Origin of the sequence: Tumebacillus avium, from assembly GCF_002162355.1 — a bacterium.
In the GTDB taxonomy this organism is placed as follows: domain Bacteria; phylum Bacillota; class Bacilli; order Tumebacillales; family Tumebacillaceae; genus Tumebacillus_A; species Tumebacillus_A avium.
The window spans coordinates 2,829,852-2,855,000 of record NZ_CP021434.1 but is presented as its reverse complement, the minus strand read 5'-3'; the positions used below and the strand labels follow the sequence as shown (position 1 = coordinate 2,855,000).

General features: G+C 57.2%; 25 protein-coding genes and 1 pseudogene (1 of these 26 cut by a window edge). 11 read left to right on the top strand and 15 right to left on the bottom strand.

All coding sequences use genetic code 11. The features are described 5' to 3' along the window. From CBW65_RS13665 to CBW65_RS13655, 3 genes are all read right to left on the bottom strand, one after another. Window positions 1-416: the 5' portion of a 2-oxoacid:ferredoxin oxidoreductase subunit beta gene (locus CBW65_RS13665; protein ID WP_087457325.1), read on the bottom strand. It extends 448 nt beyond the left edge of the window; only the first 416 of its 864 coding nucleotides appear in the window; its start codon is at window positions 414-416; its stop codon lies off the left edge, out of view. Further along, a complete protein-coding gene (locus CBW65_RS13660; RefSeq protein WP_087457324.1) occupies window positions 416-2,182 on the bottom strand; it encodes a 2-oxoacid:acceptor oxidoreductase subunit alpha in 1,767 nt (588 codons plus the stop codon). The genes CBW65_RS13665 and CBW65_RS13660 overlap by 1 nt, the downstream gene beginning before the upstream one ends. Window positions 2,183-2,444: 262 nt before the next feature. After that, window positions 2,445-3,632: a trans-sulfuration enzyme family protein gene (locus CBW65_RS13655; protein WP_087457323.1), complete on the bottom strand. Its 1,188-nt coding sequence runs from the start codon at window positions 3,630-3,632 to the stop codon at window positions 2,445-2,447. 145 nt (window positions 3,633-3,777) lie between these two features. Here CBW65_RS13655 and CBW65_RS13650 point away from each other — a divergent pair, with 145 nt between their 5' ends. Next, window positions 3,778-4,491, top strand: a complete 714-nt coding sequence (locus CBW65_RS13650) for a 3D domain-containing protein (protein ID WP_087457322.1) — start codon at window positions 3,778-3,780, stop codon at window positions 4,489-4,491. 31 nt (window positions 4,492-4,522) lie between these two features. Here the strand turns inward: CBW65_RS13650 and CBW65_RS13645 are convergent, their stop codons facing one another. From CBW65_RS13645 to hepT, 4 genes are read right to left on the bottom strand one after another with little or no spacing between them, the layout of a single operon-like run. After that, entirely contained in the window at window positions 4,523-5,308 is a 786-nt protein-coding gene (locus CBW65_RS13645) for an ABC transporter permease (RefSeq protein ID WP_087457321.1), read from the bottom strand. A gap of 4 nt (window positions 5,309-5,312) precedes the next feature. Next, complete coding sequence (locus CBW65_RS13640) at window positions 5,313-6,122, bottom strand: ABC transporter permease (protein ID WP_087457320.1); 810 nt, start codon at window positions 6,120-6,122, stop codon at window positions 5,313-5,315. Then, window positions 6,119-7,108 carry an ABC transporter ATP-binding protein gene (locus CBW65_RS13635; RefSeq protein WP_087457319.1) on the bottom strand — a complete coding sequence of 330 codons (990 nt, stop codon included), beginning with the start codon at window positions 7,106-7,108 and terminating at the stop codon, window positions 6,119-6,121. Before CBW65_RS13635 ends, CBW65_RS13640 begins: the two co-directional genes overlap by 4 nt. Before the next feature lie 14 nt (window positions 7,109-7,122). Further along, window positions 7,123-7,557: a type VII toxin-antitoxin system HepT family RNase toxin gene (hepT, locus tag CBW65_RS13630; protein ID WP_087457318.1), complete on the bottom strand. Its 435-nt coding sequence runs from the start codon at window positions 7,555-7,557 to the stop codon at window positions 7,123-7,125. Window positions 7,558-7,732: 175 nt separating this feature from the next. On the opposite strand from hepT, the gene thiE reads away from it, so the two are divergent. Both thiE and thiO read left to right on the top strand, forming a co-directional pair. Then, window positions 7,733-8,392 carry a thiamine phosphate synthase gene (gene thiE / locus CBW65_RS13625; RefSeq protein ID WP_232463329.1) on the top strand — a complete coding sequence of 220 codons (660 nt, stop codon included), beginning with the start codon at window positions 7,733-7,735 and terminating at the stop codon, window positions 8,390-8,392. Between the two features lie 15 nt (window positions 8,393-8,407). Further along, the gene (gene thiO / locus CBW65_RS13620) at window positions 8,408-9,541 is read left to right on the top strand and encodes a glycine oxidase ThiO (protein ID WP_087457316.1); all 1,134 of its coding nucleotides are present in this window, start codon (window positions 8,408-8,410) and stop codon (window positions 9,539-9,541) included. Between the two features lie 27 nt (window positions 9,542-9,568). Here the strand turns inward: thiO and CBW65_RS13615 are convergent, their stop codons facing one another. From CBW65_RS13615 to CBW65_RS13605, 3 genes are all read right to left on the bottom strand, one after another. After that, entirely contained in the window at window positions 9,569-10,753 is a 1,185-nt protein-coding gene (locus tag CBW65_RS13615) for a class I SAM-dependent methyltransferase (RefSeq protein ID WP_087457315.1), read from the bottom strand. Between the two features lie 71 nt (window positions 10,754-10,824). Then, entirely contained in the window at window positions 10,825-12,585 is a 1,761-nt protein-coding gene (locus CBW65_RS13610; RefSeq protein WP_087457314.1) for a DEAD/DEAH box helicase, read from the bottom strand. 141 nt (window positions 12,586-12,726) lie between these two features. Next, window positions 12,727-13,167, bottom strand: a complete 441-nt coding sequence (locus CBW65_RS13605) for a hypothetical protein (RefSeq protein WP_087457313.1) — start codon at window positions 13,165-13,167, stop codon at window positions 12,727-12,729. A gap of 98 nt (window positions 13,168-13,265) precedes the next feature. Between CBW65_RS13605 and CBW65_RS13600 the strand changes: the two genes are divergently transcribed. Beyond that, entirely contained in the window at window positions 13,266-13,544 is a 279-nt protein-coding gene (locus CBW65_RS13600) for a hypothetical protein (RefSeq protein WP_232463328.1), read from the top strand. 24 nt (window positions 13,545-13,568) lie between these two features. Next, complete coding sequence (locus tag CBW65_RS13595; RefSeq protein WP_232463327.1) at window positions 13,569-13,922, top strand: spore coat protein; 354 nt, start codon at window positions 13,569-13,571, stop codon at window positions 13,920-13,922. Window positions 13,923-14,069: 147 nt separating this feature from the next. Here CBW65_RS13595 and CBW65_RS13590 read toward each other — a convergent pair whose 3' ends face one another. Beyond that, window positions 14,070-14,813, bottom strand: a complete 744-nt coding sequence (locus CBW65_RS13590; protein WP_087457312.1) for a glycerophosphodiester phosphodiesterase — start codon at window positions 14,811-14,813, stop codon at window positions 14,070-14,072. Window positions 14,814-14,978: 165 nt separating this feature from the next. Between CBW65_RS13590 and CBW65_RS13585 the strand changes: the two genes are divergently transcribed. From CBW65_RS13585 to CBW65_RS25390, 6 genes and pseudogenes are all read left to right on the top strand, one after another. Then, on the top strand, window positions 14,979-15,944 hold the full coding sequence (locus tag CBW65_RS13585; RefSeq protein WP_087457311.1) for a GntR family transcriptional regulator: 966 nt from the start codon (window positions 14,979-14,981) through the stop codon (window positions 15,942-15,944). A gap of 75 nt (window positions 15,945-16,019) precedes the next feature. Next, window positions 16,020-17,750: a 2-oxoacid:acceptor oxidoreductase subunit alpha gene (locus tag CBW65_RS13580; RefSeq protein WP_087457310.1), complete on the top strand. Its 1,731-nt coding sequence runs from the start codon at window positions 16,020-16,022 to the stop codon at window positions 17,748-17,750. 2 nt (window positions 17,751-17,752) lie between these two features. Beyond that, entirely contained in the window at window positions 17,753-18,622 is an 870-nt protein-coding gene (locus tag CBW65_RS13575; RefSeq protein ID WP_087457309.1) for a 2-oxoacid:ferredoxin oxidoreductase subunit beta, read from the top strand. Between the two features lie 93 nt (window positions 18,623-18,715). Further along, window positions 18,716-19,987: a DUF1800 domain-containing protein gene (locus tag CBW65_RS13570; protein ID WP_087457308.1), complete on the top strand. Its 1,272-nt coding sequence runs from the start codon at window positions 18,716-18,718 to the stop codon at window positions 19,985-19,987. 19 nt (window positions 19,988-20,006) lie between these two features. Beyond that, on the top strand, window positions 20,007-21,248 hold the full coding sequence (locus CBW65_RS13565) for a DUF1501 domain-containing protein (protein WP_087457307.1): 1,242 nt from the start codon (window positions 20,007-20,009) through the stop codon (window positions 21,246-21,248). Between the two features lie 562 nt (window positions 21,249-21,810). Then, window positions 21,811-21,984 (top strand): annotated as a pseudogene (locus CBW65_RS25390) (DapH/DapD/GlmU-related protein); the annotation flags it as partial. A 40-nt stretch (window positions 21,985-22,024) separates the two neighbouring features. On the opposite strand, the gene CBW65_RS13555 reads toward CBW65_RS25390, so the two are convergent. Genes CBW65_RS13555 through CBW65_RS13540 form a run of 4 tightly spaced genes read right to left on the bottom strand, consistent with a single transcriptional unit; the run spans window position 22,025 to window position 25,149 of the window. After that, entirely contained in the window at window positions 22,025-23,158 is a 1,134-nt protein-coding gene (locus tag CBW65_RS13555; RefSeq protein ID WP_087457306.1) for an alanine racemase, read from the bottom strand. 5 nt (window positions 23,159-23,163) lie between these two features. After that, the gene (locus tag CBW65_RS13550; RefSeq protein ID WP_087457305.1) at window positions 23,164-23,655 is read right to left on the bottom strand and encodes an NUDIX domain-containing protein; all 492 of its coding nucleotides are present in this window, start codon (window positions 23,653-23,655) and stop codon (window positions 23,164-23,166) included. Continuing rightward, window positions 23,652-24,599 carry an NAD(P)/FAD-dependent oxidoreductase gene (locus tag CBW65_RS13545; RefSeq protein ID WP_157721943.1) on the bottom strand — a complete coding sequence of 316 codons (948 nt, stop codon included), beginning with the start codon at window positions 24,597-24,599 and terminating at the stop codon, window positions 23,652-23,654. Before CBW65_RS13545 ends, CBW65_RS13550 begins: the two co-directional genes overlap by 4 nt. Continuing rightward, window positions 24,583-25,149 carry a 5' nucleotidase, NT5C type gene (locus tag CBW65_RS13540; protein ID WP_232463326.1) on the bottom strand — a complete coding sequence of 189 codons (567 nt, stop codon included), beginning with the start codon at window positions 25,147-25,149 and terminating at the stop codon, window positions 24,583-24,585. The genes CBW65_RS13545 and CBW65_RS13540 overlap by 17 nt, the downstream gene beginning before the upstream one ends.

The window sequence follows — 25,149 nt, the reverse complement described above, 5'->3', positions numbered from 1 at the left end:
GTCTTCGAACCCTTATCGGAGGTCGGAGAAGTTTGACCGGTGGTCAGGCCGTAGATGTGGTTGTCCATGACGAGATAGGTGATGTCGATGTTACGGCGCATCGCATGGATGAAGTGACCCATCCCGATGCCGTAACCGTCGCCGTCGCCGCCTGCAGCAACAACAGTCAGGTCGCGGTTCGCCAGCTTCACTGCGGTTGCAACCGGCAGCGAACGGCCGTGCAAGGAGTGGAAACCGTAGGAACCCATGTATTGAGAAATCTTACCGGAGCAGCCGACACCGGATACGGTTACCATTTGCTCCGGCTCCAGGCCGATGTTTACAGCTGCTTTTTGCAGGGCAGCCAAAACGGTGAAGTCACCGCAGCCCGGGCACCAGTTCGGTTTTTCAGCACGGAAATCAACGAGAGTTGCCATTACAGCGTCACCTCTTTCTTCAAGCTGTCCGCAAGAGCCTTCGCCTTCGCGTAGATTTCGTTTACGAGGAACGGATCGCCGCTGTACTTCAGGCAGGACTCGTATTTGTTGTGGTCGCCGCCAACGAACTGCTTCAGCAGGTTCTTCACCTGACCATGCGAGTTCATTTCGGTCACGAGCACTTTCTTTGCATTGTTGACGTACGCTTTGATCTCTTCCGTCGGGAACGGAAGCAGACGAGCGATGCTCAGTTGGCCAACGCTTACGCCTTCAGCAGCCAGAGCTTCGTACACTTCACGCTGCGGGCCGGTCATCGAACCGAAGTCGACGAGCAGCAGTTCAGCATTCTCAGCACCTACGTAAGCTGCGCCTGCGAGGTCGTTGAAGTTCGCGAGCTTCTTCGCGCGCTTATCCATTTGCAAGACGCGCATTTCCGGCTCTTCCATTTCCACGCCCACTTCGTCAGACTCGTTACCCATCGCAACGAAACGGCCGTTCTTTTGGCCCGGAATGGAACGGAAGGATACGCCGTCTTCCGCGGTGACGTCAAAGCGCTTGTATGCGCCTTTTTCCAGCTCAGCCAGCTGCTCGTCGGAGATCAGCTTGCCGCGGTTGATGTTAAATTTATCGAAGTCGAGCGACTCGACCGTTTGCTTGTTCATCCCCATGTACAGGTCGGTTGCGACGATGACCGGGCACTGGTACTTCTCAGCCAGGTTGAACGCTTCCATCGTAAAGAAGAAGCACTCTTCCACGTTGCGCGGAGTCAGTACGATACGCGGGATTTCACCGTGCGAGCCGTACATCATGGTCAACACGTCCGATTGTTCCGTCTTGGTCGGCAAACCGGTGGACGGACCTGCACGCATAACGTCGATGATGACGAGCGGCGTTTCGGAGATCCCAGCCAGACCAAGCGCTTCCATCATCAGCGAGAGACCCGGGCCGGATGTTGCGGTCATCGAGCGAACACCGGTGTAGTTGCCGCCGATTGCCATCATCACCGCTGCAATTTCGTCTTCCGCCTGTACCACAGTGCCGCCGAATTGCGGGAACTTCTTGATCATCTGGTACATAACTTCGGTCGCCGGAGTGATCGGGTACTGAGCGAGCAGACGGCAGCCGCCTGCGATCGCGCCAAGCGATACCGCGTCGTTGCCGGAGATGTACAGTCGCTCCGACTTCACTTCCGGACGAACCGGCAGTTCGAGCGATGCGGTGAAGTTTTCTTTTGCAAAATCAAAGCCCTTCTGGATCGCAGCGATGTTGCTGTCAACGATCTCGTCGCCTTTGCCGCCGAACTTGTCGACAACAACGGAACGGAAATCATCCGGCGTCAGGCCGATGATCGCAGCGGTAACACCCATCGAGACCATGTTTTTCATGATCGGAGAACCGGCTTCTTTCGCCATTTCGGTGAGCGGAACCGGGCAGATGTGGACTTTATCGTTTTCCGGAACCTGCGCATCTTTGATCGCAGTGTCATAGATCAGCACAGCGCCATCGATCAGTTCGTGGAAATTGTGGTTGATCGTCTCTTGGTCGAACGCCAGCAAAATGTGCAGATCGTCGCCATGGTGTCCGGTGATGTCGGACGTGATGCGAACCTTACCGTTCGTATGACCGCCCTTGATCAAGGACATAAAGTGACGATACGTGGAAACATAGTAACCTAAACGGAACAAAGACAGTGCAAAGATATCCTGAGTGGAGTCGATGCCTTCGCCTTGTGCGCCGCCTACTTTCCAGCCTAAATCTTTGATCACAATGGTTCACCCCTGTTTATACAAACTTTATGGATAACAACCCTGTATCAGTGAAGAAACAGCATCTGTTCCATTGTATCAACAGTTTAGCAAAAATAGAATAGGCTAGCGCATAAAAAAAGAGAATTTGATGCTTCCGACCCCATTTTTGTACCGATCAGTCTAAAAGCGTATCACCCGTAAAACCCATCTGTACCACTGTTTCCAGCAAAAAAAGACCTCGGCGCAATCGCCAAGGTCTTTTCTATAAATTACCTAAAAGTTAAGCTCGCAGCGCCTGATCCAGATCGGCGATGATGTCTTCCACATCCTCGATACCGACCGACAGACGGATCAGACCGTCTGTAACACCCGATGCTTCGCGCTCTGCTTTCGGCATGATCGCATGGGTCATCGAAGCCGGATGCTGGATCAGCGTATGCACATCGCCAAGCGATACAGCCAGGTGCATCAGCTTCACCGAGTTCATCAGCGTCTTCCCTTTTTCGAACGACTTCACTTCAAAGGACAGCGTGCCGCCAAAACCGCTCATCTGACGCTTCGCCAGCTCATGCTGCGGATGGCTCTTCAAGCCCGGGTAGTACACAGCTGTCACTTCCGGATGCCCTTCGAGGAACTCTGCCACTTTCAGCGCGTTTTCGTTGTGCTTCTCCATCCGCAGAGCCAAGGTGCGCACACCGCGGTTGAGCAGGAACGCATCGAACGGCCCCATGATCGGCCCGATCTCTTTCAGATCGGCAAACAGCGGCTTGAAGATATCCGCATACCCGACTGCGATCCCGCCAACCACATCGCCATGACCGCCGATGTACTTTGTCGCCGAGTGAATCGACACATGCGCCCCGAGATCGATCGGACGCTGGAAGTACGGCGACATGAAAGTGTTGTCGACGACAACTTTGATGTCGGTGCCTTGGGTCAATTCAGAGATCGCCGCGATATCGGCCATCTTCAAGGTCGGGTTGGCCGGCGTCTCCAGATAGATGACGCGCGTGTTCGGCTTGATCGCAGCTTTCACCTTCTCCACATCGGACGTATCCACCCAGTCGATCTCCACGCCGTATTTGCCTTTCAGCGTCTTTTCAAACAGAGCAAACGTCGCGCCGTACAGCGCATCGGCCGCCACCACATGGTCGCCCGTCTTGACCAAATGGAACATCACCGTCGAGATCGCCGCCATGCCGGAACCGAAGCACAGGCCCGCTTCCGCATTCTCCAGCGCTGCGATCTTTTCAGCCAGCGCATCGGTGTTCGGGTTGCCCAGACGGCTGTACTTGTAGCCCGGGTCGGTGCCGCCAAAACGCGCTGCGCCTTGGTCCGCATCTTCAAATACGAAAGTCGACGTTTGGTAGATCGGCATCGTATGCGATCCCGTTGTCGGGTCCACCTTATGTCCTGCATGCAAAATTCGTGTCGAATACCCCAGTTTGCTAAAATCGTGCTTTTTCATCTCTACTACCCCTTTCGACTATTTCCTCGGAAATAACTGACACCCTTCAACAAAAAATCGCCTTGGTGCCGCATAGCGTTTTTTGCCGGTGGGCAAGCTAACAAAAGTTTTAAAACCTACACTTCGAATGGAGTGACACATCGCCATGCAACCACGAAGTATGGTGATGGCCGTTTTGACCGCAATCTTGTTGCTGGTTGCAAGCGGCCATCCCGCAAGCGAGGCGGAACAGGCGACGCCAGCTCTTCCGGCTCCACATCTCACAGTCGCTCATGCAGCGACTCAAAAACCGCCGCTCGTCGAGCACATCGTGCAAACGGGAGATACGCTCTATGCGCTCGCGGCGCGCTACAACACGACGATCGAGCACATCGTCAACCGCAATCCCACCGTCAACCCGGAAAACTTGACAGTCGGTGAAGTGCTCCATGTACCGACCAACACTGTGAAAAAAGCGAAGTCTCGCGAAGAACTGGCACAAACTGCCGATAAGATGGTTCTCTCCTCATCTGGTGAGCCGAACCGCTATAGTAGAAAGATGCCCTGCAAACTCACCGCTTACACCAACTCCTTCGAGTCGACCGGCAAGCATCCGGGCGATCCGGGCTATGGAGTCACCGCCAGCGGACGGATGGCAAAAGAAGGCTTGACGATTGCTGTCGACCCTTCGATCATCCCGATGCACAGCGTGGTCTACATCCCGGGGATTGGCGTGCGGTATGCAGAAGACACCGGCGGCGCTGTGGTAGGCAATCACATCGACGTGTTCTACAACGATGACAACTACGCACAAACATTTGGCGTCAAAGACAACGTAACCGTTTATATCTTGGAGGAAGGGCCAAAAGGGGAGTCGTAATGACTCCCTTTTTCCCTGCCCAACATAAGATTTAGCTGCTCGCCGACTGGTAGTTGCGCAACGCTGTCTTCCAAAACACTCTCGACAGCACCAGCAACCCACCGGCCATCACCAGCGAGATCGTCGCCTCGTGCCAAGTCAGCCCGCCGGTGAACGCTGCGGCCGGAAAGGTCGTCAGCACGGCGACGGGAAACAGGTAGGTCAAGAGCACGCGCAGCCAGCCTTTGTAGACCTGTACCGGGAAGCGCGCCGTCTCAAACAGCGACATAAACACCATCGTCAAGTTCTCGACTTTCACAAACCAAAACGACAAGGTCATCATCAAGAACCACAAGGAATACAACGTCACCACCGCGGCGAAAAAGATCACCAGGAACCAGGCGATGTTCAGCGGCGACAGGACAACACCCATCTGCCAGCCGCCATATAAGATCATCCCAAAGCCGACCAGCACATCGGTGATCGGCCAAAAGACGATGTGCCGAAACGAGATGAAGAACTGACTGTCCACCGGCTTGGTCAAAATGAAATCGAGCGTACCTTTTCTGATATGCTGAACGATTCGTCCAATGTTCGGGCGCAGCACCATGCTCACGACGCCGCTCAAGGCGTTAAACACCCCAAGCAGCACCAGCACCTGCTCAAACGACCAGCCGCCGATCTGTTCGGTCTGCAGGAAGAACACCTGTAAGGTCAGCAAGGCAAAAAACAGCCCCGACACCGTCCCCAGCACATTGGCGAAGAAATTCGAGCGGTACTCGAACTCCTCGACGACAGCGGCGCGGATAAACTCCTTGAGCAATCGGAAATATTTCATCCTCTCAACCTCCCACCGCACTGTACTTCCGCATGCCGCGGTTCCACATCACAAAATACAGCACGATGAACAGCACCTGCCAGAAGACCTGCACGCCGAGACCAAACCACACGTCCCCGCCGGTGACTTTGCCGGTGATCACATCGACCGGGAAACCCATCGTCCAATAGAACGGCAGCCAGTTCGACACCTGCTGCACCCACTCCGGCAACAGCGCATACGGCGCGATCCGCCCGGAGATAAACTGGTCGGCGAGCATGACAAGGTTGAAAATCGCCATCATCCGCGTCGTCCAAAAGGCGAGCATCGACAGGCAAAAGCCCATCATGTAGCGGATCATCACCGCCAGCAGCACCGTCGACAAGAAGACAGCGAGATAGCCCGGCTCCAAAGGAATCCGCACCACTTCAAAAAACGGCCAGGCGATCGCCCACGCCGCCAGCATCAGCGCGCCATAGAACAGCTTGTAGACCAGGTTCTCCGCAAAGCGCCAGTGAAAATACGCCGACGGCCGCAGCAGATAGTTGGACAAGGAGCCATCCCGCATGCGCTCTTCCATCTCCCACGGTTCCCAATGCGCCGCCAGCCTCGAAACAAACATCACAGCTAAAAAGTAGAGGATAAAATCGCGCTGGCTATAGCTGCCGACCGTTCCGTTTTCGGAGATGGTCAGCCAGACCGCCAGCGTCACAAGCGGTGAAATAAAAGAACCGAGCATATAGAAAAACGTATCGCCTCGATATTCGAGCAAAATCGCCCAATGCACTTTCATCATCCGGGCATAGACGCGACACAACCGCTGCGCCGCATTCATGCTCCAGACCTCTCAAAGGCCAGCCCGATCACATCTTCCATCGACGGATCTTCCACCGTAAAATCCTGCACCGGCAGCTGCGCCAGAATTTGTGCCGACAGCGCCGAAACGTCTGCGCGCGGGAGTTTGATCGAAACTTGCAGGTTGTCGCTTTGCAGCACTTCCCCGAAGTTTTCCAGCACGCTGTGCGGCACTTGCTCGGACAGCACCAGCTTGGCTACTTTGTACGGAGCCAAATCGGTCGCCAAACGTCCCAGGTCACCGTCGAACAAGAGCTTGCCGTGGTTGATGATGATCACCCGCTTGCACAGCGCCGTCACGTCGGCCATGTAGTGCGAAGTCAGCAGGAACGTGGCGTTGAAGCGCTCGTTGTACTGCTGGATAAACTTGCGCACCGCCTCCTGCATGTTGACGTCCAGCCCGATCGTCGGTTCATCCAGAAACACGATGTCGGGTCGGTGCAAAAGCGACGCGGCCAGCTCGCATTTCATCCGCTCACCAAGCGACAGGTTGCGCACCGGCTTTTTGAGCAAAGGCGTGAGGTCGAGCAGGTCGGTCAGCTCGCCGAGGATCTCTTGGAACTGGTCATCGGGGATCTCGTAGATCGCCTGGTTGACCAGAAAGGTCTCCGAGGCGGGCAAGTCCCAGATCAGCTGGGATTTCTGCCCCATGACGAGGGTGATGCGGCGCTTGAAGTCAGCCTTCTGCTCAAACGGGACGAAGCCGCCGACTTCGATTTTGCCGGCGGTTGGGTACAAGAGCCCGGTGAGCATTTTCATCGTGGTCGTTTTGCCTGCACCGTTGGGGCCGAGGAATCCGACGATTTCGCCCGGCTGAATCGTAAAGGAGATGTCATCGACCGCTTCGACCATGCGGAACTTGCGGTTAAACAAAGATCTCCACGCGCCGCTGAGTCCGGCTTCACGCTCGTGCACTTTGAAATGCTTGCTGAGGTGTTCGACTGTGATTCCGTTGTTAGAATTCATCGCGCACCCGGTTCCTAGGACAGCTGCACATACTTAGCGATCGAGGCCTTGATGAACTCAAAATCGTCCGCATGCGCCTGCACCACGCGGTACACGCTGTCGGCAGTCAGGTCGCGGTAGTCGTGCACCAGCGTTTTGCGGAAGCGCACCGCTTCGAGGAAATGATCTCCGAACATTTGTTCGAACACACCTTCTTCGGTCAGAATGAGGAAGATGTCTTCGTAGCTCGCCGGGTCGCGCATGATCAGCGCGTCGATGATGATGTTGCCGATGTCGGTGAGACATTCCAGCGCGATATGTAAGGCGCGCTCCGCAGCGGCCTGCAGCACGGGCTGTGCGGCAAACTCTTCGGACGCATGCTCCTTCAGGGTGCGGAGAACGTCGGCTTGTTTCTCCATCACGTCCAAGTAGCTGCGAATCTGCGTGCGATGTTGATCTGTGATGAACATGGTAAGATAAACCTCCTCTGATAGGAACAAATACCCATTCTATATTGTACCTAGAAAAACCGGCGGAGTCACGCCCTGCACGACTCTTCCTTGATTGACGGCTCTTTTGACAGGATGGTACAATGGCGGCAGTTTTTGTGAACGTATTCTTTCTACAGAAAGTGGGTCGCTTGTGATGACGAGAAGCGCCTTTCAATTGCATGTCATAACTGACGGGATTCGTCAGGTGGAAGAGTTAAAAACGATCGTTCGGCTGGCCGTGCAAGGCGGCGCGGACGTGATTCAGCTTCGTTATAAATCAGCCCCTGCCCTCGATCTGTTTCGGCTCGGCGCGGAGATCCATCCGTTGATTCAACAGGAAGGCGGGCGGCTCCTGATCAATGACCGGGCGGATGTGGCGCTGGCCTTAGATGCGGGCGGCGTGCATTTGGCGGCGAAGAGTTTGCCGATTGCATCGGCCAGACCGTTGTTTCTCCCGGAAAAGTGGATCGGGTGCTCGGTACATAGTGTGGAGGAAGCGCTGGACGCTCAGGAGCAAGGGGCAACGTATATCACATACGGGCATATTTTTGCGACCGGGTCGAAGCCTGGCCTCCCGCCGCGCGGGCTGGATGCATTGCGCAAGGTCGTCGAAGCGGTGGAGATTCCGGTGCTGGCGATCGGCGGGATCACCACCGACAACATCGAGGATGTGCTGGCGACGGGCGCTGCCGGCATTGCGGTCATATCGGCGGTGATGGCGGACGGCGATCCAAAACGGGCGGCATTGGCGCTGCGGGAGAAGATGGACGCTTCTGCACACCGTCCGCTCCATGAGCTGCCGGGCGGTTATTAGAAAGGGGAAGTCATCATGATGGGAACAACTCACCAGACGGACACGCTGATCGTTGGCGGCGGCGTGATCGGTTGCGCCATCGCGTATGAGCTCGCCAAGGCCGGAGTCGATGTGATCGTGCTGGAGAAGGAAACGCTGGGCTCGCAGTCGACGCGGGCCGGCGCCGGGATGCTCGGGGCGCAGGTGGAGATGACCGCACCGGGCCCGATGTATGAGCTGGGCGTGAAAAGCCGGGCGCTGTTCCCCAAGCTGCGGGAGGAGTTGCTGGACATCTCGGGCATCGATATGGAACTGCACACGCCGGGGATCTTCCGCATCGCGGTCGATGAGGATGACCGGGCGGCCCTGTTGGAACGGCAGAGATGGCAGACCGAGTGCGGGCAGCGCGCCGTGTGGTTTGAGGATGAAGATCTGCGCGGAGAGATGGGGGACCTAGTGTCTCCGAGATATGGTGCCCTGTATCTGCCGGATGATCATCAGGTGCGCAATCCACAGCTTTTGCTGGCTTTGGCTGCTTCGGCGAAACGGCTGGGGGTGCGGATTTTTGAGCACACGCCGATGATGGGCTTCCTGCAGGAACATGGCGCGGTGGCCGGGGTGAAGACGGCGGACGGCGTGATTCGGGCGGATCGGGTGATCGTGGCAGCCGGAGCATGGTCAGGGCTGCTGGCTCGGCAGTTGGGGCTGGATCTGCCTGTTTTTCCAGTGAAGGGGCAGTCGTTTTTGCTTGACTCCTACTCGCCTCCGACTCCGTTTACGATCTATACGCACGGGTGCTACATTTTGCCAAAGAAAAATGGGCAGGTGTATGTAGGAGCGACGGAGGAGCAGCAGGCTGGATTTGACCGGAGGCCGAACCTGCGTTCGCTGGCGAGCTTATCTACACAGGCGGTGGAGTTGCTGCCCTCGCTTGGCGATCTCCCCTTCTCGACACCGCTGGCCGGGTTGCGGCCGGGATCGCGGGATGGCATGCCTTACCTCGGCTCTGTACCTGGGATCGACGGACTTTATGTGGCATCCGGGCATTTCCGGAACGGGGTGCTGCTGTCGGCGATCACAGGGTTGGTGATGGCGGAACTGCTGACCGGGAAAGAGACTTCGGTCGATCTAGAAGCATTTTCATTAAAAAGAGCGCACGTCTTTGGATAGACGCTGCGCTCTTTTTTGTTGTGCTTGTTATTTGCGGGCGGAAAAGATCGGTTCTAGCTTGTCTTTGAGGACAACTTCCAGATAGGGATTGATGTTCAGGAATCTTTTGAACTCAAGATAGCTGTCGGCGATCTTTTGCAGGTCCGCTTTGCCGTCGTGCTTGACCGCTCGAATCAGGATGTTTTTCGGCGTGTGCTCGAGGTCGATGAACTCGAGGAGCTGGGTTTTGTAGCCGACCAGATCGAGAATCTGGGCTCGGACAGAATCGGTGGCAAGCGCGGCGAAACGCTCTTTGATCAGGCCGTGCTGAAGCATGGTGGTGAGCGTGTTGTTTTCGATCTGCGTGTTTAGCTCATGCTGACAGCACGGCACCGACAAGATCACATCCGCCCCCCAGCGCACCGCTTTTTCCAGCGCTGCATCGGTGGCCGTATCACAGGCATGCAAGGTGACGACCATGTCGACTTGGTCGAGCTCGTTGTATTGGTTGATATCGCCGTGCAGGAATTTGAGGTTGTTGTAGTTGAGCGAGACCGCCAACGCATTGCAATGGCTGATCACATCTTGCTTGAGGTCAAGCCCGATCACGTTGAGCTCAAATCCTTGCTCTTCTTTGAGGTAATGGTAGAGGGCAAAAGTCAGGTAGGACTTGCCGCAGCCGAAGTCGATGATGTTTAAGGTGCGGTCTTTTTGGAGGTATGGCACCACATCGTCGAGCATCTCAAGGAAGCGATTGATCTGCTTGAACTTGTCGTATTTTTTGGCCAGGACTTTGCCCTCTTTGTTCATGACGCCAAGCTCGATGAGGAACGGGACGGGCTTCCCTTCTTCGAGCAGATACTTCTTCTTGCGGTTGTGGGACAGTTCAACCGCTGCTTTGGTCGGCTTTTGGTGGAGGATAGTCACGCTGCCTTTTTTGGAGATCAGGACTTGATGGTCAGCTTCTGTGCTATGTAAGAGGGCTTGGCGGAACACCGTTTGCAGGAGCCCGGTAATCTTCTGCTCCGTCTCGCCCGGCGAGAGATTTTCGTTGGTGGTCTTGTTGGCGTAGTGATAGGTGAACTGATATTTCAGCTCATTTTTAAGCAGAACCGGCTTGAGCGACACTTTGTTGAACGATGCCGGGTCTTTTTGGCGGACATTGCTCAGCGTCGCCTGTGTCAGCAGACCTTCGCCGATCAGTCGGGTCAGCAGGGATTCCAGCTTTTGCATGAGTTCTCCTCCCCTTGTCTGGGCGTATAAAGAAGCACATCCCCCGAACCGGAGGATGTGCAGATGGAATCTTAGAAGTGGGTGCGACGACGTCCGCCGCCACCGTCACGGCTGCCTTCGCGGTTGCCTTCACGGTTGCCGTAACCGCCGCCTTCACGGTTGCCGTAGCCGCCGCCTTCACGGTTGCCGTAGCCGCCGCTGCGCTTCTCGCCGTAACCGCCGCCACGCTTTTCACCGTAGCCGCCGCCTTCACGGTTGCCGTAGCTGCTGCCGCCGGTACCGGTACCGGTACCACCGCCGGAAGCACGACGGTCTTTGCTGTAACCGCCACCGCCGCCGCCCGGGCCTTTTTTGTAACCGCCGCCGCCGCTGCGACGATCACCGCCGCCACGGTAGCCGCCGCCTCCGCCACGATTGCCGTAACCGCCGCCTCCGCCGCGGTTGCCGTAGCCGCCGCCTCCGCCGGTGGTGCCGCGCTGTTCACGGAAGCGCTTGGAGAAGTCGACGACTTCGGACAAGCTCATGTCGATGGAGGACAGCTCTTGATCGCCGACGAGGTCATCGCCGATGATCTTGAGCGCTGCTGCCAGCACCGCTACGGAGTTGTGCTGTGCGAGCAGTTCGGATGCCAGTTCTTCAAATTGCGAAGTACCGGTCTCTTCGATCTCACCGAGCAGCTTTTCCATGATGCGCGCTTGTTGGCGTTCTTTGAGCTCCATCAAAGTCGGCAGCAAGGACTTGTGGATGCGCTTGCCAATCGCCGTCTCGATCATGCGCAGGAGTTTGAACTCACGCGGGGTGATCAGGGTCAGCGCCTTGCCTTCACGGCCAGCACGGCCCGTACGGCCGATGCGGTGGACGTAGGAGTCGACGTCCTGCGGGATGTCATAGTTGAAGACGTGGGTGACGCCTTCGACGTCGAGACCGCGTGCCGCAACGTCGGTTGCGATCAACAGGTCGATCGTGCTCTGACGGAAGGTGTGCATGACCTGGTCGCGTTCACGCTGGGTCATGTCGCCGTGCAGACCAGCTGCCAGGTAGCCGCGGCTCTGCAGGACGCGCTGCAGCTCGTCTACGCCTTTTTTGGTGCGGCAGAAGATGACGCCAAGCTCCGGGGACTCAACATCGAGCAGACGAGTCAGCGCATCAACTTTGTTTTTCTCTGCGACTTCATAGTAGATCTGCGCAATCTTCGGCGCAGTCACGCCTTGCGGTTGGATCTTCACCACTTTCGGGGAGTGCATGAAGCGCTCCGCCAGACGGCGGATCGGGTCCGGCATGGTCGCCGAGAACAGCAGGGTCTGGCGCTGGGTCGGGATCTCTGCGAGGATCGATTCGATGTCCTCGAGGAAGCCCATGTCGAGCATTTCATCCGCTTCGTCCAAGATGACAACCTGTACTTCGCTCAGGTTGACCGTCTTGCGGCGGATGTGGTCGAGCAGACGTCCCGGCGTACCGATGATCATCTGCGGGTTGCGCTTCAGCGCTTTGATCTGACGGTCGATCGGTTGACCGCCATAGACCGGCACAACGTTTACGCGGGAGTACTTGCCAAGTCGGGAAGTCTCTTCCGATACTTGGATCGCAAGCTCGCGAGTCGGGGCCATGACCAGCACCTGAATCGCTTTTTTATCCATATCGATCCGCGACAAGGTCGGGATGACAAAGGCTGCGGTTTTACCCGTACCCGTTTGTGCCTGACCAATTACGTCGTCCCCTGCGAGGGCGATCGGAATCGTTTCCGTTTGGATCGGGGTCGCTTGCTCAAAACCCATTTCTTCCAGGGATTTCATGATGTCTTCTCGTATATTCAGCTCTTGAAATGTTGCCATTCGTTTTCCTCCTATTTGTCAAAAACCTTACTGGTTACAGCATGCCCATTTGTGCAGAAAAAAAGAAGAGCTTTTTTAAGCACTCTTCTGCTACCCGCCCGCTCTGTGCCACTCAAAGAACCATTATACAGCAATTCCTGCTTACGTGCGAACTTTTTTCCAATCACCGTTGACAACTTCGTGAAAAGTGCAGGTTTCATCGCCCCAAAGCCCTTGATTTAACACGAATCGCACGCTGGTCTCGTCACGAAATCCCATGTTGCGAAACCCTGCTTCCGCGCGCTTGACAGCCGCTTTCATGTCGTCGATCTCCAAGTCTCCGAGGTCGGCGACTTCTAATTTATTATCATCGAAAAAGCACACGACCGAGATTCCTTCCTCATCGAGCTCAGCCACAGCGAGGTCGTGGAGCAATTCGATGGTAAAAGCGTACAGCTCGCCTTCTTCTGTCATCAGCACTCGGCATTTCGCAGGATGCTCAGTCTGCTTGGCCAGCTCTTTCAGATCAATCGGGTCGGGGCTTTTATAGACCTCGTAATATCGCTTGTCGTATTTGCCGAGAAATCCGGTGTGAAACGGCATTGGCACTTCCTCCATTTCGCGTCTCTTCGTCCATTATATACAACTCATTCCGCTGAAAAAAGCTGTCCATAGTAAGGAGGAAAAGGAGCGTGAGACTTATGAATCAACAAGTACAACAGCAGCAACAACAGCAACAGCAAATGAAGCAGCAGATCCAGCAGCAGTTCGGCGGCCAGTACAGCCAGCTCTCGACGAAAGACTTCAACTACATCAAAGACCACATGTCCTGGGAGCTCCTTGCGATGAAAAAATGCGCCCACTACGCAAGCGAATGCGAAGATCCGCAAGTGGCGCAGCTGATCTCCCAGATCGGCGAAATGCACCAGCGCCACTACACCACACTGCTTCAATATTTCAACCCGCAAAGCGTACAATAACGATCGAAAAAAGGGGGGATTGGTATGCATCAATTGCCGACCAATAGCCAGGAACACATCATGATGTCCCAGCAAAAAGGCAACTTGCCGCGCGTGAAAGGGCCGGAGATGAACGACCGCGACCGGCTGAACGATGTGCTTGCCACCGAAAAATACATGACGCAAGGCTACAACACATCGCTCAATGAATTTTCGCACCGTGAACTCTACGACACGGTGAAACAGATTCTCATCAATACGCACGACGCCCAGCGCGCCGCCTTTGAGCAGATGTTCAACCTCGGCTGGTACAAACTGCCGCAGCAGCCGCTCGACACCGTGGCGCTGGCCTACAACCAATTTTCCAACTACAAGGGACAGTTCCCCTATCAACAATAACCCAACGATGAAACATATAAAAACACCCGTCCGCGCGACGGGTGTTTCTGCACATTGGCTTGAAAAGTTTTAGTCCAAAGCTGCGGTTGAATCCGATAGCTTCCTATTATATAGTCTATCAACAGCATTTAATTTACTAGATTGAGTTCAATCCAAAACCGAGTTCAAAACCGTTCGCAGTCGATCCGGATAGTTGGTGATGATCGCATCCACCCCGGCCTGCGCACAGAGGCGCATATGCATTTCATCGTTCACCGTCCACACGTTCACCATCAGCCCTGCCGCATGCGCCTCTGCGACCAAATCAGGCTTGACCGTCCCAAAGAACGGGTGCAAGGCGGATGCGCCAAGGCGTTTGGCGTACGCGACCGCATCGACCAGCACACAGTCGTAGAGCAGCCCGGTTTTGAGATCGGGTGCCAACCTGTGCAGCTCCTGCATAGACATGTGGTGAAAAGACGAGACGATCACCTGCTGTTCCAACTTGTACTTTCGAATCAGGCCGATCGTTTTCTCTTCCAACTGCGGCATAGCGTAGTAAGAATTCTTCAACTCGACGTTCAGCACCAGATCGCCAAACTCCGCGAAGACCTCCTCCAAGGACGGAATCTTCTCCCCGCGAAATTGCTCGCCGTACCAGGACCCGGCATCGAGACGCCTGATCTCCTCGAAGGTGTAGTCGAACACATAGCCTGACGCGCCTGTCGTCCGCACCAGCGCTTCGTCATGGATGACGACCGGCACGCCGTCTTTCGTCACCTGCACGTCAAATTCGAATCCGTCCGCGCCCATCTGGCGGGCGAGGCGAAACGCGGCCAGCGTATTTTCCGGCGCATGGCCCGATGCGCCGCGATGAGCGAGATTTAATGACACCTGCTTCTGTTTCGGCATATGAGCCACCTCTCTGTCCGGCATTCTACTTTATTATGCCAAATGTTACCCGATCTGCAAATTTAACTTTCCGTAACAGGTCGGGGGGTGTATAATGTTGGCGAAGCAAATTTTTGACGAAAGAGTGCCGAAAGGTGACTTGCTCCCTTTCGCGAGGTATGCACAATGTCTTTTCCGATCACCCGGAAAAACGGGATTCCCCTTTACATTCAAGTAAAGGATGCCGTTCTGGCCGAGATCAAGCGCGGAGAGTGGAAGGCCGGCGACAAGCTGCCAACGGAGCGCGAATTGTCCGAAAAGCTGCAAGTCAGCCGCAATACGGTATCACAGGCATACCAGGAACTTGAAGCGGAAGGCATTTTGTCATCCGTGCAAGGGCGTGGTACTTTTGTATGTGACCGCGACGATGCTGTCCGCTTGGAAAACCGCAAAGAACTGCTCTTGAAGATCATCGACATTGCGATGGAGGAAGGGTTGCAGCTCGGGTTTTCGCTCGAAGAGTTCGTGGAGTTGACCGAAGTGCGGGCGAAGGAAAAGATCGACTTTTTGCGTCATGTGCAGGTCGCGTTCATCGAATGCAACCGCGAGCAGGTCGAATACTTTGCCAAACGGCTCCAAGGCGACTCCGGCGTGTCGATCACACCGATCGTTTTGGATGAGCTGCGGCAGGAATTTGACCGCTACGAACCAATCGTGGCCAGCTCCGACCTTGTCATCACCACATTCTTTCATTATGATGAAGTTAAAGATTTGCTTGGCGTGCGCAAAAACGTGCTCGCCATCGCGCTCGATCCGCAGATTGAGACGATCGTCCGCATCGCCCGCATCCCTGTGGGCAGAAAAATTGGCTTGGTGTGTAAATCAGACAATTTTGCGGGCAAAGTATTACTGGCGCTTAAAAACGCGGGGATCGACAATCTGGATATTGAAGTGTTTGCCGGCCTGTCGACTCCTGAGCCGGTTTCGGAGATCGTGTCACGGCTTGATGTCGTGATCTGTTCGCCGGGACGGCGCCGCGAAGTGGAGCTGTATGCGCACAGGCGCCAGGAGATCATTGAGTTTGTTTACAAGCCGGATGTAGCATCGATCAATTTGTTGCGCGCCGCTTTGATAGATATACGACGCCAATAGCATTGGACATGTCGACAGCGCATTCGAGACTGTAGAAATCAATCACTTTCGAATCAACGAGGAGTGGAACAACGAATGTTAGATCAGCTTTCTTGGAAAGTTGGGGGCCAGCAAGGTGAAGGTATTGACTCCACCGGTGCAGTATTGGCAACCGCTCTGAACCGTCACGGTTATTTCATCTACGGGTATCGTCATTTCTCGTCTCGTATCAAAGGCGGCCATACCAACTACAAAATCCGCATCGCAACCAAGCAGCGCCTGGCAAATGCGGACTACCTGGACATTTTGATCGCTTTTGACCAGGAGACGATCGACTTCAACGCGCACGAACTGCGTGACGGCGGCGTCCTGATCGCCGACGCGAAGTTTAACCCGGTTGCACCGGAAGGAAAGAACATCCGCTTCTTCTCCGTGCCGCTGACGAAAATCGCAGAAGACAACGGTTCGGCGATCATGCGTACGATGGTTACTGTCGGCGCATCTGCAGCAGTGCTTGGGATCAACCCGGACACCTTCCTGTCTGTCATTCAGGACCGCTTCCTGCGCAAAGGCGAAAACGTTGTCAACGCGAACATGGACGCTCTGCGAGCGGGCATGCAATACATCATCGACCAGGGCATCGACCTGTCCGACCTGCAATTGGCACCGGGCGACGGCAAGGAACGCCTGTTCCTGACCGGTAACGATGCGTGCGGCTTTGGCTCCCTGGCAGCAGGCGTGCGCCTGATGCCGGCCTACCCGATCACCCCTGCATCCGATATCATGGAATACTTAATCAAGAAACTGCCGAAAGTCGGCGGCCACGTGCTGCAGACCGAAGACGAGATCGCTGCGCTCACCATGTGCATCGGCGCTTCCTTCGGCGGCTCCCGCGTCTGCACCTCGACGTCCGGCCCGGGTCTGTCCCTGATGATGGAAGCGATCGGCCTCTCCGGCATCACCGAGACTCCGCTCGTCATCTTCGACACCCAGCGCGGCGGTCCGTCCACCGGTATGCCGACCAAACATGAGCAGTCCGACATGTATGCAGCTCTGTGGGGCACGCACGGCGAGATCCCGAAGATCGTTCTCTCCCCGTCCAATGCGGAAGAATGCTTCTACATGACCGCTGAAGCGTTCAACCTGGCAGACAAATACCAAGTTCCGACCATCGTTCTGACCGACCTGGCGTTGTCCCTGGCCGACCAGACCGTTGAACCTTTTGATCACAGCAAGATCACCATCGAGCGCGGCAACCTGGCTACCGCTGAAGATCTGGCTGCAACTCCGGAAGGCGAACTGTTCAAGCGTTACAAGTTCACCGAAGACGGCATCTCTCCGCGCGTCTTCCCGGGCCAAAAAGGCGGCATCCACCACGTGACCGGCGTCGAGCATAACGAAGTCGGCCGTCCGATCGAGGATGCGGGCATCCGTATCAAGATGATGGATAAGCGCCTTGGCAAACTGGCAGGTCTCGAACTGCCGAACTCCTTCTCCTTCGACGGCAATGATGATTACGATCTGCTGCTGATCGGCGTCGGCTCCACCGCGGGCCTGATCGGGGAAGCGATGGAGCGCCTGCACGCAGAAGGCCAAAAAGTCGGCCACCTGCACATCAAGGCTCTCAACCCGTTCCCGACCGCATCCGTTCAAAACTATGTGAACCGCGCGAAGAAAATTCTCGTCATCGAGAACAACGCGACCGGCCAGCTCTTGAACATCATGCGCTTCAACGGCATCCAAGGCGACCTCAAGTCCCAAGTCAAATACGACGGCAACCCGTTTGTTCCGTCTGAGATCTACAACTTTATTAAGGAGATGAACTAACAGTGGCAACAGTAAAAGATTTCCGTAACAACGTCCGTCCGAACTGGTGCCCGGGCTGCGGCGACTTCTCCGTTCAAGCTGCGATTCAGCGCGCTTTGGCTGAACTCGGCAAAGAGCCGGAAGAGTGTGCTGTCATCTCCGGTATCGGCTGCTCCGGCCGTATCTCCGGTTACATCAACTCCTACGGTTTCCACACCATCCACGGCCGTTCCCTGCCGGTGGCACAAGGTGTGAAACTGGCCAACCGCGACCTGACTGTTATCGCTTCCGGCGGCGACGGCGATGGCTTTGGTATCGGCCTCAACCACTTCATGCATGCGGCACGCCGCAACATGGACATCACCTACATCACCATGGACAACCAGATCTACGGTCTGACCAAAGGTCAAACGTCCCCGACTTCCGCACACGGCTTCAAGAACCCGAAGTCCACTCCGGAAGGCAACATCGAGAACTCGCTGATCCCGACCCAAGTGGCACTGGCAGCGGGCGCAGGCTTCGTCGCGCAATCCTTCTCCTCGGACATCAAGCAGATGACTGAGATCGTCAAGGCAGCGATCGCGCACAAAGGCTTCTCGCTGGTCAACGTGTACTCGCCGTGCGTCACCTACAACAAGGTGAACACCTACGACTGGTACAAAGAAAACCTGACCAACCTCGACGAGGTGGAAGGCTACGACCCGACCAACCGCATCCAGGCGATCACCACGATCACCGAGAAGCGCGGTCTGGTTAAAGGCATCATCTACCGCAACGAAGAGATCAAGGCGTACGAAGACCTGATCCCGGGCTACCGTGAGCAAGCAATCGTACACCATGACATCACCCTCTCCGCAGAGGACTTCCTGAAATCCATGAAGGAATTCGCGTAAGAGTTAAATCGGCGAATTTTCTGCAAAAGGCGACCTGTAAAGGTCGCCTTTTTTGTATTATGATGGAGACAACGATAAAGGGGGTCGAGCCCATTGCGGTTGGCGACAGAGGAAGCGAAGATTGCGCATTTGCTGCGGCGGACAGGATTTGCAGCGCCAGGCACCACAACAGTCGCCAAAAGCAGGCGGGTCGCTGCGGTGGTCGAGCAGATTCTGACCGCGCCGCCCGAGGCGCCCCAGCCGCCGATGAGCATGATCTGGGAGAAAAACGAGGTGCAGGATCTGACCTTGTGGTGGCTTGGGCAGATGATGAAGTCCAAGCATCCCTTGCAGGAGAAGATGACCTTGTTTTGGCACGGGCATTTCACCTCGGGCATCCAGAAGGTCAAGCGGCCCGATTTTATGGCCCGGCAAAATATGCTTCTGCGCCGCCATGCCCTTGGGAACATTCGCAAGCTCGCTTATGAGGTGTCGATCGACCCGGCGATGATGATCTGGCTGGACAACAACGCAAATATCAAAGCGGCACCAAACGAAAATTTTTCCCGCGAGCTGATGGAATTGTTTCTGCTTGGCGTCGGCAACTACACCGAACGGGACGTGCAAGAAGCGGCCCGCGCTTTGACCGGCTGGCGGTTGAACCGCAAAGACCCGCTGGGCCCGCAGACGGTGACCTTTTCCGAATTCAATCACGATGAGGGACGGAAAACGATCCTTGGCAAGAGCGGCGATTACAACTTGCAGGAAACGCTCGAAATACTCGTCAGACACCCGGCCTGTGCGAAGCTGCTCGCGACGAAGCTGTGGGAGTATTTCACCTATCCGAACCCCGAGCCGCATGTGCTGAAGCCGGTGATCGATGCATTTACCAAGAGCAACTTCGAGCTCACAGCATTGCTTCGCGCCATGTTCAACTCGGAAGCGTTTTATTCGGACCGCGCCTATCGGGCACGGGTGAAAAGCCCGGTCGAATACATCATCGGCATCTTGGGCCTCTTCCCCGGCCTGGAGCTGCAGGAGAAGCACCAGATGATGACCTTGCAGGCGCTGCACCTGATGGGGCAGGATCTTTTTGATCCGCCCAATGTAGCGGGCTGGCCGTCGGGTGCGGCCTGGCTGTCCTCGTCGATGATGTTTGCCCGCTTCAACTACGCGGAAGTGATGGCGGAAAATGTCCCGCTGCAAGGCTGGCCGTCAGCCGAACAGCTCGATCTCTGCCTGAAGCGGGTCGGTCTGCAAGACCTGTCCAAGCAGACGCGCGGGCAGATCGAACACTATCTCAAACAAACGAAAGCGACCGGCGAGAAAAAGCTGCGCGGGCTTCTGCACCTGCTGTTCATTTCGCCGGAAGCTCAAACATTATAACGAGGAGGGCCCCTTGCAGATGAATAGACGCGAATTTTTGAAAAAAGGCGGCGCTGCCCTCCTCCTGCTCTCCCTCGCCGGCCCTGTCGGCTGGTACCAGTGGGAGCAGATGCAGGCGGACGAGGCGGTTCCGGCGCTGTCACCGCCGACCGCCCGCGACAACTTTCTAGTTGTCGTCCAGCTCTCCGGCGGCAACGACGGCCTGAACACGGTCGTCCCCTACGGCTATGGCACCTACTATGACAACCGCCCGACGCTCGCCCTCAAGCAGCGCGAAGTGCTGCTGCTCAACAACACTCTGGGGCTGCACCCCAGTCTCAAAGGGCTAAAGAAGCTGTATGACAAGGGACGGCTCGCCATCATCAACGGTGTCGGCTATCCGCAGCCCAGCCGCTCGCATTTTCGCTCGCTGGAGATCTGGCAGACGGCGGCGCCGGAGCGCACCGACATGACGACCGGCTGGCTCGGGCGCTATCTCGACCTCAGCCAGCCGACCGCCAACAATCCGCTCGCAGCGGTTACGGTCGGCGCGCCTTCGAAAATTTTTGCAGCTGCCAAACACGAGGTTCCGGCGATCGAAAACGTCGAAGCGTTCCAACTGATGCTCACCCGCTTCCGGGAGCAGGAGCGCGATCTGCGCCAGCAGGCGCTGCGCGGCATGTACCAGGCGACCGACACGACAACGCTGCGCCTCGTGCAGGCCAAAGGCGCGTCGGCGCTCACCGCTTCCGACCGCGTGCAGACCAAGTTGAGCCAGCAGCACGACTCCCCGCTCTATGCGGACAAATCGCCGCTGGCGCAAAATCTGCAGCTGATCGGCCAGTTCATCGGGGCGGGCGTGGGCTCGAAAGCGTATTTCACACAGCATGGCGGCTTTGACGACCATGCGCAGGAAAAAGGCCAGCACGCCCGCCTGCTGCTGGAGGTGGACGCCGCCCTGTCCGCTTTTTACCAGGACTTGGAGCAGCGCGGGCTGGCCGATAAAGTCACCGTGGTCGTCTACTCGGAATTTGGCAGACGGCTGAAAGAAAACGCCTCGGCAGGCACCGACCATGGCACCGCAGCGCCTGTGCTCGTCCTCGGCGGCCGGGTCAAAGGCGGTCTGTACGGTGAAATGCCCAGCCTCACCAAGCTCGAGGACGGCAATCTGCGCTACACGGTCGACTTCCGCTCCGTGTATGCCACCCTGCTCGAAGGTTCGCTTGGCGCGCCGTCTCAAGACATTTTAGGAGCATCGTTCGAGAAACTGCCCCTTTTCTAGCACTCCAACATGGTATACTGATAAAGTTCGATCTAAAAAAGGGGAGGAATCAGCATTGGGTTTTGCAACACGGCTCCTCGGAGTCTTTCAGCGACTGATCACAGGGGACGCCCTGAACTATATAAAAAGCATCTACTGGACAGGCCGCATCACCAAGCGATACTCGATGCCCCTGATCGTTTTCACACACTGGAAAACGCGCTGGAGCATCGCGAAAACGGCGACCGTCATCGTCCGCGAACAGCTGATCGTCGGCCGTCTCGACACGCAGATCGGCCAAAACGGACAAGAGGGCATCGACCGCAATGTCATGCAGGTCGGTGCCGGCGGCGTGCTGAACATCGACGGCAAAGTCCGCTTTGGCCCCGGCGTGCGCGTCCTCGTCGGGCCGGGCGCAAAACTGACGATCGGCGACCGCAGCTACATCACCGCCAACTCCAAGCTGATCGTGAAGACAGAAGTCGTGATCGGCACCGATTGCGCGATCTCCTGGGACGTGCAGGTGATGGACACCGACTTCCACCGCATCGCGGAAGGCGCGGTGAACACCAAGAAGATCACCATCGGCAACCGGGTCTGGATCGGCTCCCGCGCCACGATCATGAAAGGCGTCACCATCGGCGATGGCGCGGTGATCGCAGCCGGCGCGGTCGTCACCAAAGACGTGCCGCCAAACGCGGTGGTCGGCGGCAATCCGGCGCGCGTGATCAAAGACGAAGTGCAATGGGTGCCGTAAATAAAAAAACCGCTGACTCCCACAAGTCGGCGGTTTTTCTTTATCTCATTTTTCCTCGTGCGATCACGTTCCACGTTTCCAAACTTCCATCCTCGCCGATCGCTGTCAGCTCATCGGTCAGATTCGCCACCGGGCAGGAATGGTTGGGGATGATCTCCAGCACATCGCCAACGCGAATCGGGCTGTCCTCAGCGATTCGCACCACGCCGTGCTCTTCCGACAAACGCTCAATTACCGCGCCTTCATGCCCGACGATCAGCCCGTGTCCGGCGACAGCGTCGCTGCCGTGTGCGCCTTTGTCGAGCGCCAGCGTTTTCGCTCCGGCGTCGATGACGATCCGCCCTGCTTCCGGCCGCGCCACCACCCGGGTCAGCACGCGCAAGGCGCACTGCTCCGGCGTCGCCACCCCGAGCCGGACCTGCGTCGCATCGTAAAACACATAGTTGCCCGGCCGAATCTCCGTCACGCCCGGCACTGCACCCGACACCTTGACGGTCGGGGTGGAGCCGACGCTGATGCCAAGCCCGGTCACACCTTCCGCCGCCAGCAGTTCTGCCGTCTCCAGCAGGCACCCGGCCTCGGCTGCACCGATCTCGGCGACCTGCTCATACGACGCCGCTCCGTAGGCATGTCCGGCGTGCGTCAACAAGCCGAGCAGACGGAGACCGGACAACTTGCGCACCTCCCGCACCAGTTCGGCAGCAGGCGCTCCGGGCGATACACCTACCCGGCGCAGTCCAGAGTCCACCTTCACCCAGACCGGCAGCTCGACACCCTGTGCTGCGGCCGCCTGCGCGAGCTCTGCCGCCCGTTCCGGGCTGTCGACGATCGTCTGCACCTCCGCCGCCGGAAAACGCGTCATGAGCTCAAACAGCCGCTCCAGCTTGCGCGTCCCGACCAGCGGATAGGCGACCAGCACACTTTTCACCCCGCGCTGCAAAAACACTTCCGCTTCGCCGAGCTTGGCGCAAGTCAGCCCGACCGCGCCGGCCGCCTGCTGCATCGCGAATATCTCCCACGTCTTGTGCGTCTTCACATGCGGCCGCACCTGCACGCCATGCTGCCGGGCAAACGCCGCCATGCTTGCGATGTTATCCTGCAGCCGTCCGCGATGCACGACCACCTGCGGCGTGTCCCACTCTTCTGCCGTCAACCCTTGCCACAGTTGCGCCATACCGCTCACCTCGTGCTGAAGCGATGCCCGCGCACCCGCTCCAACGCGTGCGCGTACACGTCATCTTTCAGAATCAAGCTGTACTCCGCTCCTGCCTTCACTTCCTCTGGCGTCGGCGGCTCGTCAAACAGGCGCACTTCTTCCGTCTCGAACCCGGCGGGCAGCGGATGCAGTTCGGCAATCTCAGCGACATAGATCGTCTTGATCCAAAGTGCCACGCCGTCCGCTTCGATCACATATTGCCCAATCGGCTCGATGGCGCACACTTCGGCGCCCGTCTCCTCATACACTTCGCGAATCGCCGTCTGCACCGTCCATTCGCCCTGCTCCCGCGTGCCGCCGGGGATCTCCCAGCCCCGCTTCTGATGGCGGGTCATCACCAGCTGCCCTTGATAAAAAGCAAAGACCAGCACATACCCGGCCTCCTGAAAATCGCAGCGGTCAAAGCTCAGCCGCACCTGCTGGCCAGGATATGAACCTGCAAATTCGTACCTCACAGCTCCGCCCCCTTTTGCTCGACATACAGCGACAACTGCTTCGCCGCCACCATCGCCTGTCCCACCGCCGACGCGATGCCCGAATACAGCGGACGCGTGCAAAGGTCGCCGACGGCAAACACGCCGGCGACGCTGGTCTGCCCGGTCGCATCGACCAGCGGATAGCCTTCCGCATCGGTCTCGACCTGTCCGCGCAGCAAATGCGAGTTCGGCTCCACACCGATCCGCACAAACAGCCCCGCCACATCCAACCGCTGCACCGTGCCGTCTTGTAACGCCACGTCCAAGCCCTCGACCCGCTCCGCTCCGTAAATCCGCTCCACCCGGGCATCAGTCACGATCTCGATCTTCGGATGGGCCAGCACCGGATGCAAAAATTCCTCCCGCGCCTTAAACTGTCCGGAGCGGTGGATCAACACCACGTCCGCCCCGCGCTCGGCCAAAAGCAGCGCGCCTTCAAACGCCCGGTCGCCGCCGCCGACAACAGCAGCCCGCTTGCCGGCAAAACGCTCGCGGTCGCGCGTCGCCGAATACACTTCGCCACGGTCGATCATCTCCTGCTCGCCGGGCACGCCAAGTCTGCGCTCCGCACCCCCGGTCGCTGCGATCAGCCCGTGAAAATCGATCCGCGCTTCCTCGCCGCCCTCCTTGCCGACCGTCAAGAAGCGCTCAGCCAGATTCACCTCGCGCACCGACACGCCGCACTCGATCTCACAGTCAAGCAGTTCCACATGCGCGGCAAATTTCTCCTGCAGTTCCGCGCCGCTCTTGACCGGCACGGCCGGATAATCGATCACTTCATTGTGGATCGCAAACAGCTGTCCGCCCAGCGACTCCTGCGACTCCAGCAGGAGATGCGACAGCCCCAGCCGCTTGCACCATAGCGCGGCGGTCATGCCTGCCGGACCGCCGCCGAGAATCACCACATCACGTTGCCTGTTCACCCTCGCTCCCCCACTTTCGCCCGGCAAGAAACGATTCAAACGCCAGCCACCCGGACACGCGCGGCACATCGACCGAGCGGTTATAGAGATAGTCCATCGCGACCGCCGGCCGGCCCGTCGCCAGAAATGCTTCCAGATTGTGCGGCGCATCATCAAACAGCAGATCGCCGCGAATCCTGTCCTTTTTATGGGCAAAGATCAGATTGCTTTTGCCGATAAAGGGCAGATGCTCCTCCACCCATTGCTCTTTCTCCGTGTACGCAAACGTCCGCGAAGAAGTCACGATCAGAATGTCATACACCTTCGCCAGCCGCTCCAGCACTTCCAACGCATGCGGGAGCGGCTTCAGCCCGCGAAACAAGCCCGGCGCATCCAGATAGTCATAGATCTTCGTGCCGCACTCCGGCTTCACATACTTTTCCGTCTGCCAGCACTCGATCCGCTCCACCGTCAGATCATCGCCATGCTCCTCATTGTAGCGGCGAAACCATTCGCTCATCAGGTCGACGATCACCGAGTCCATATCGATCAACAACGTCTTTCTCTCCAA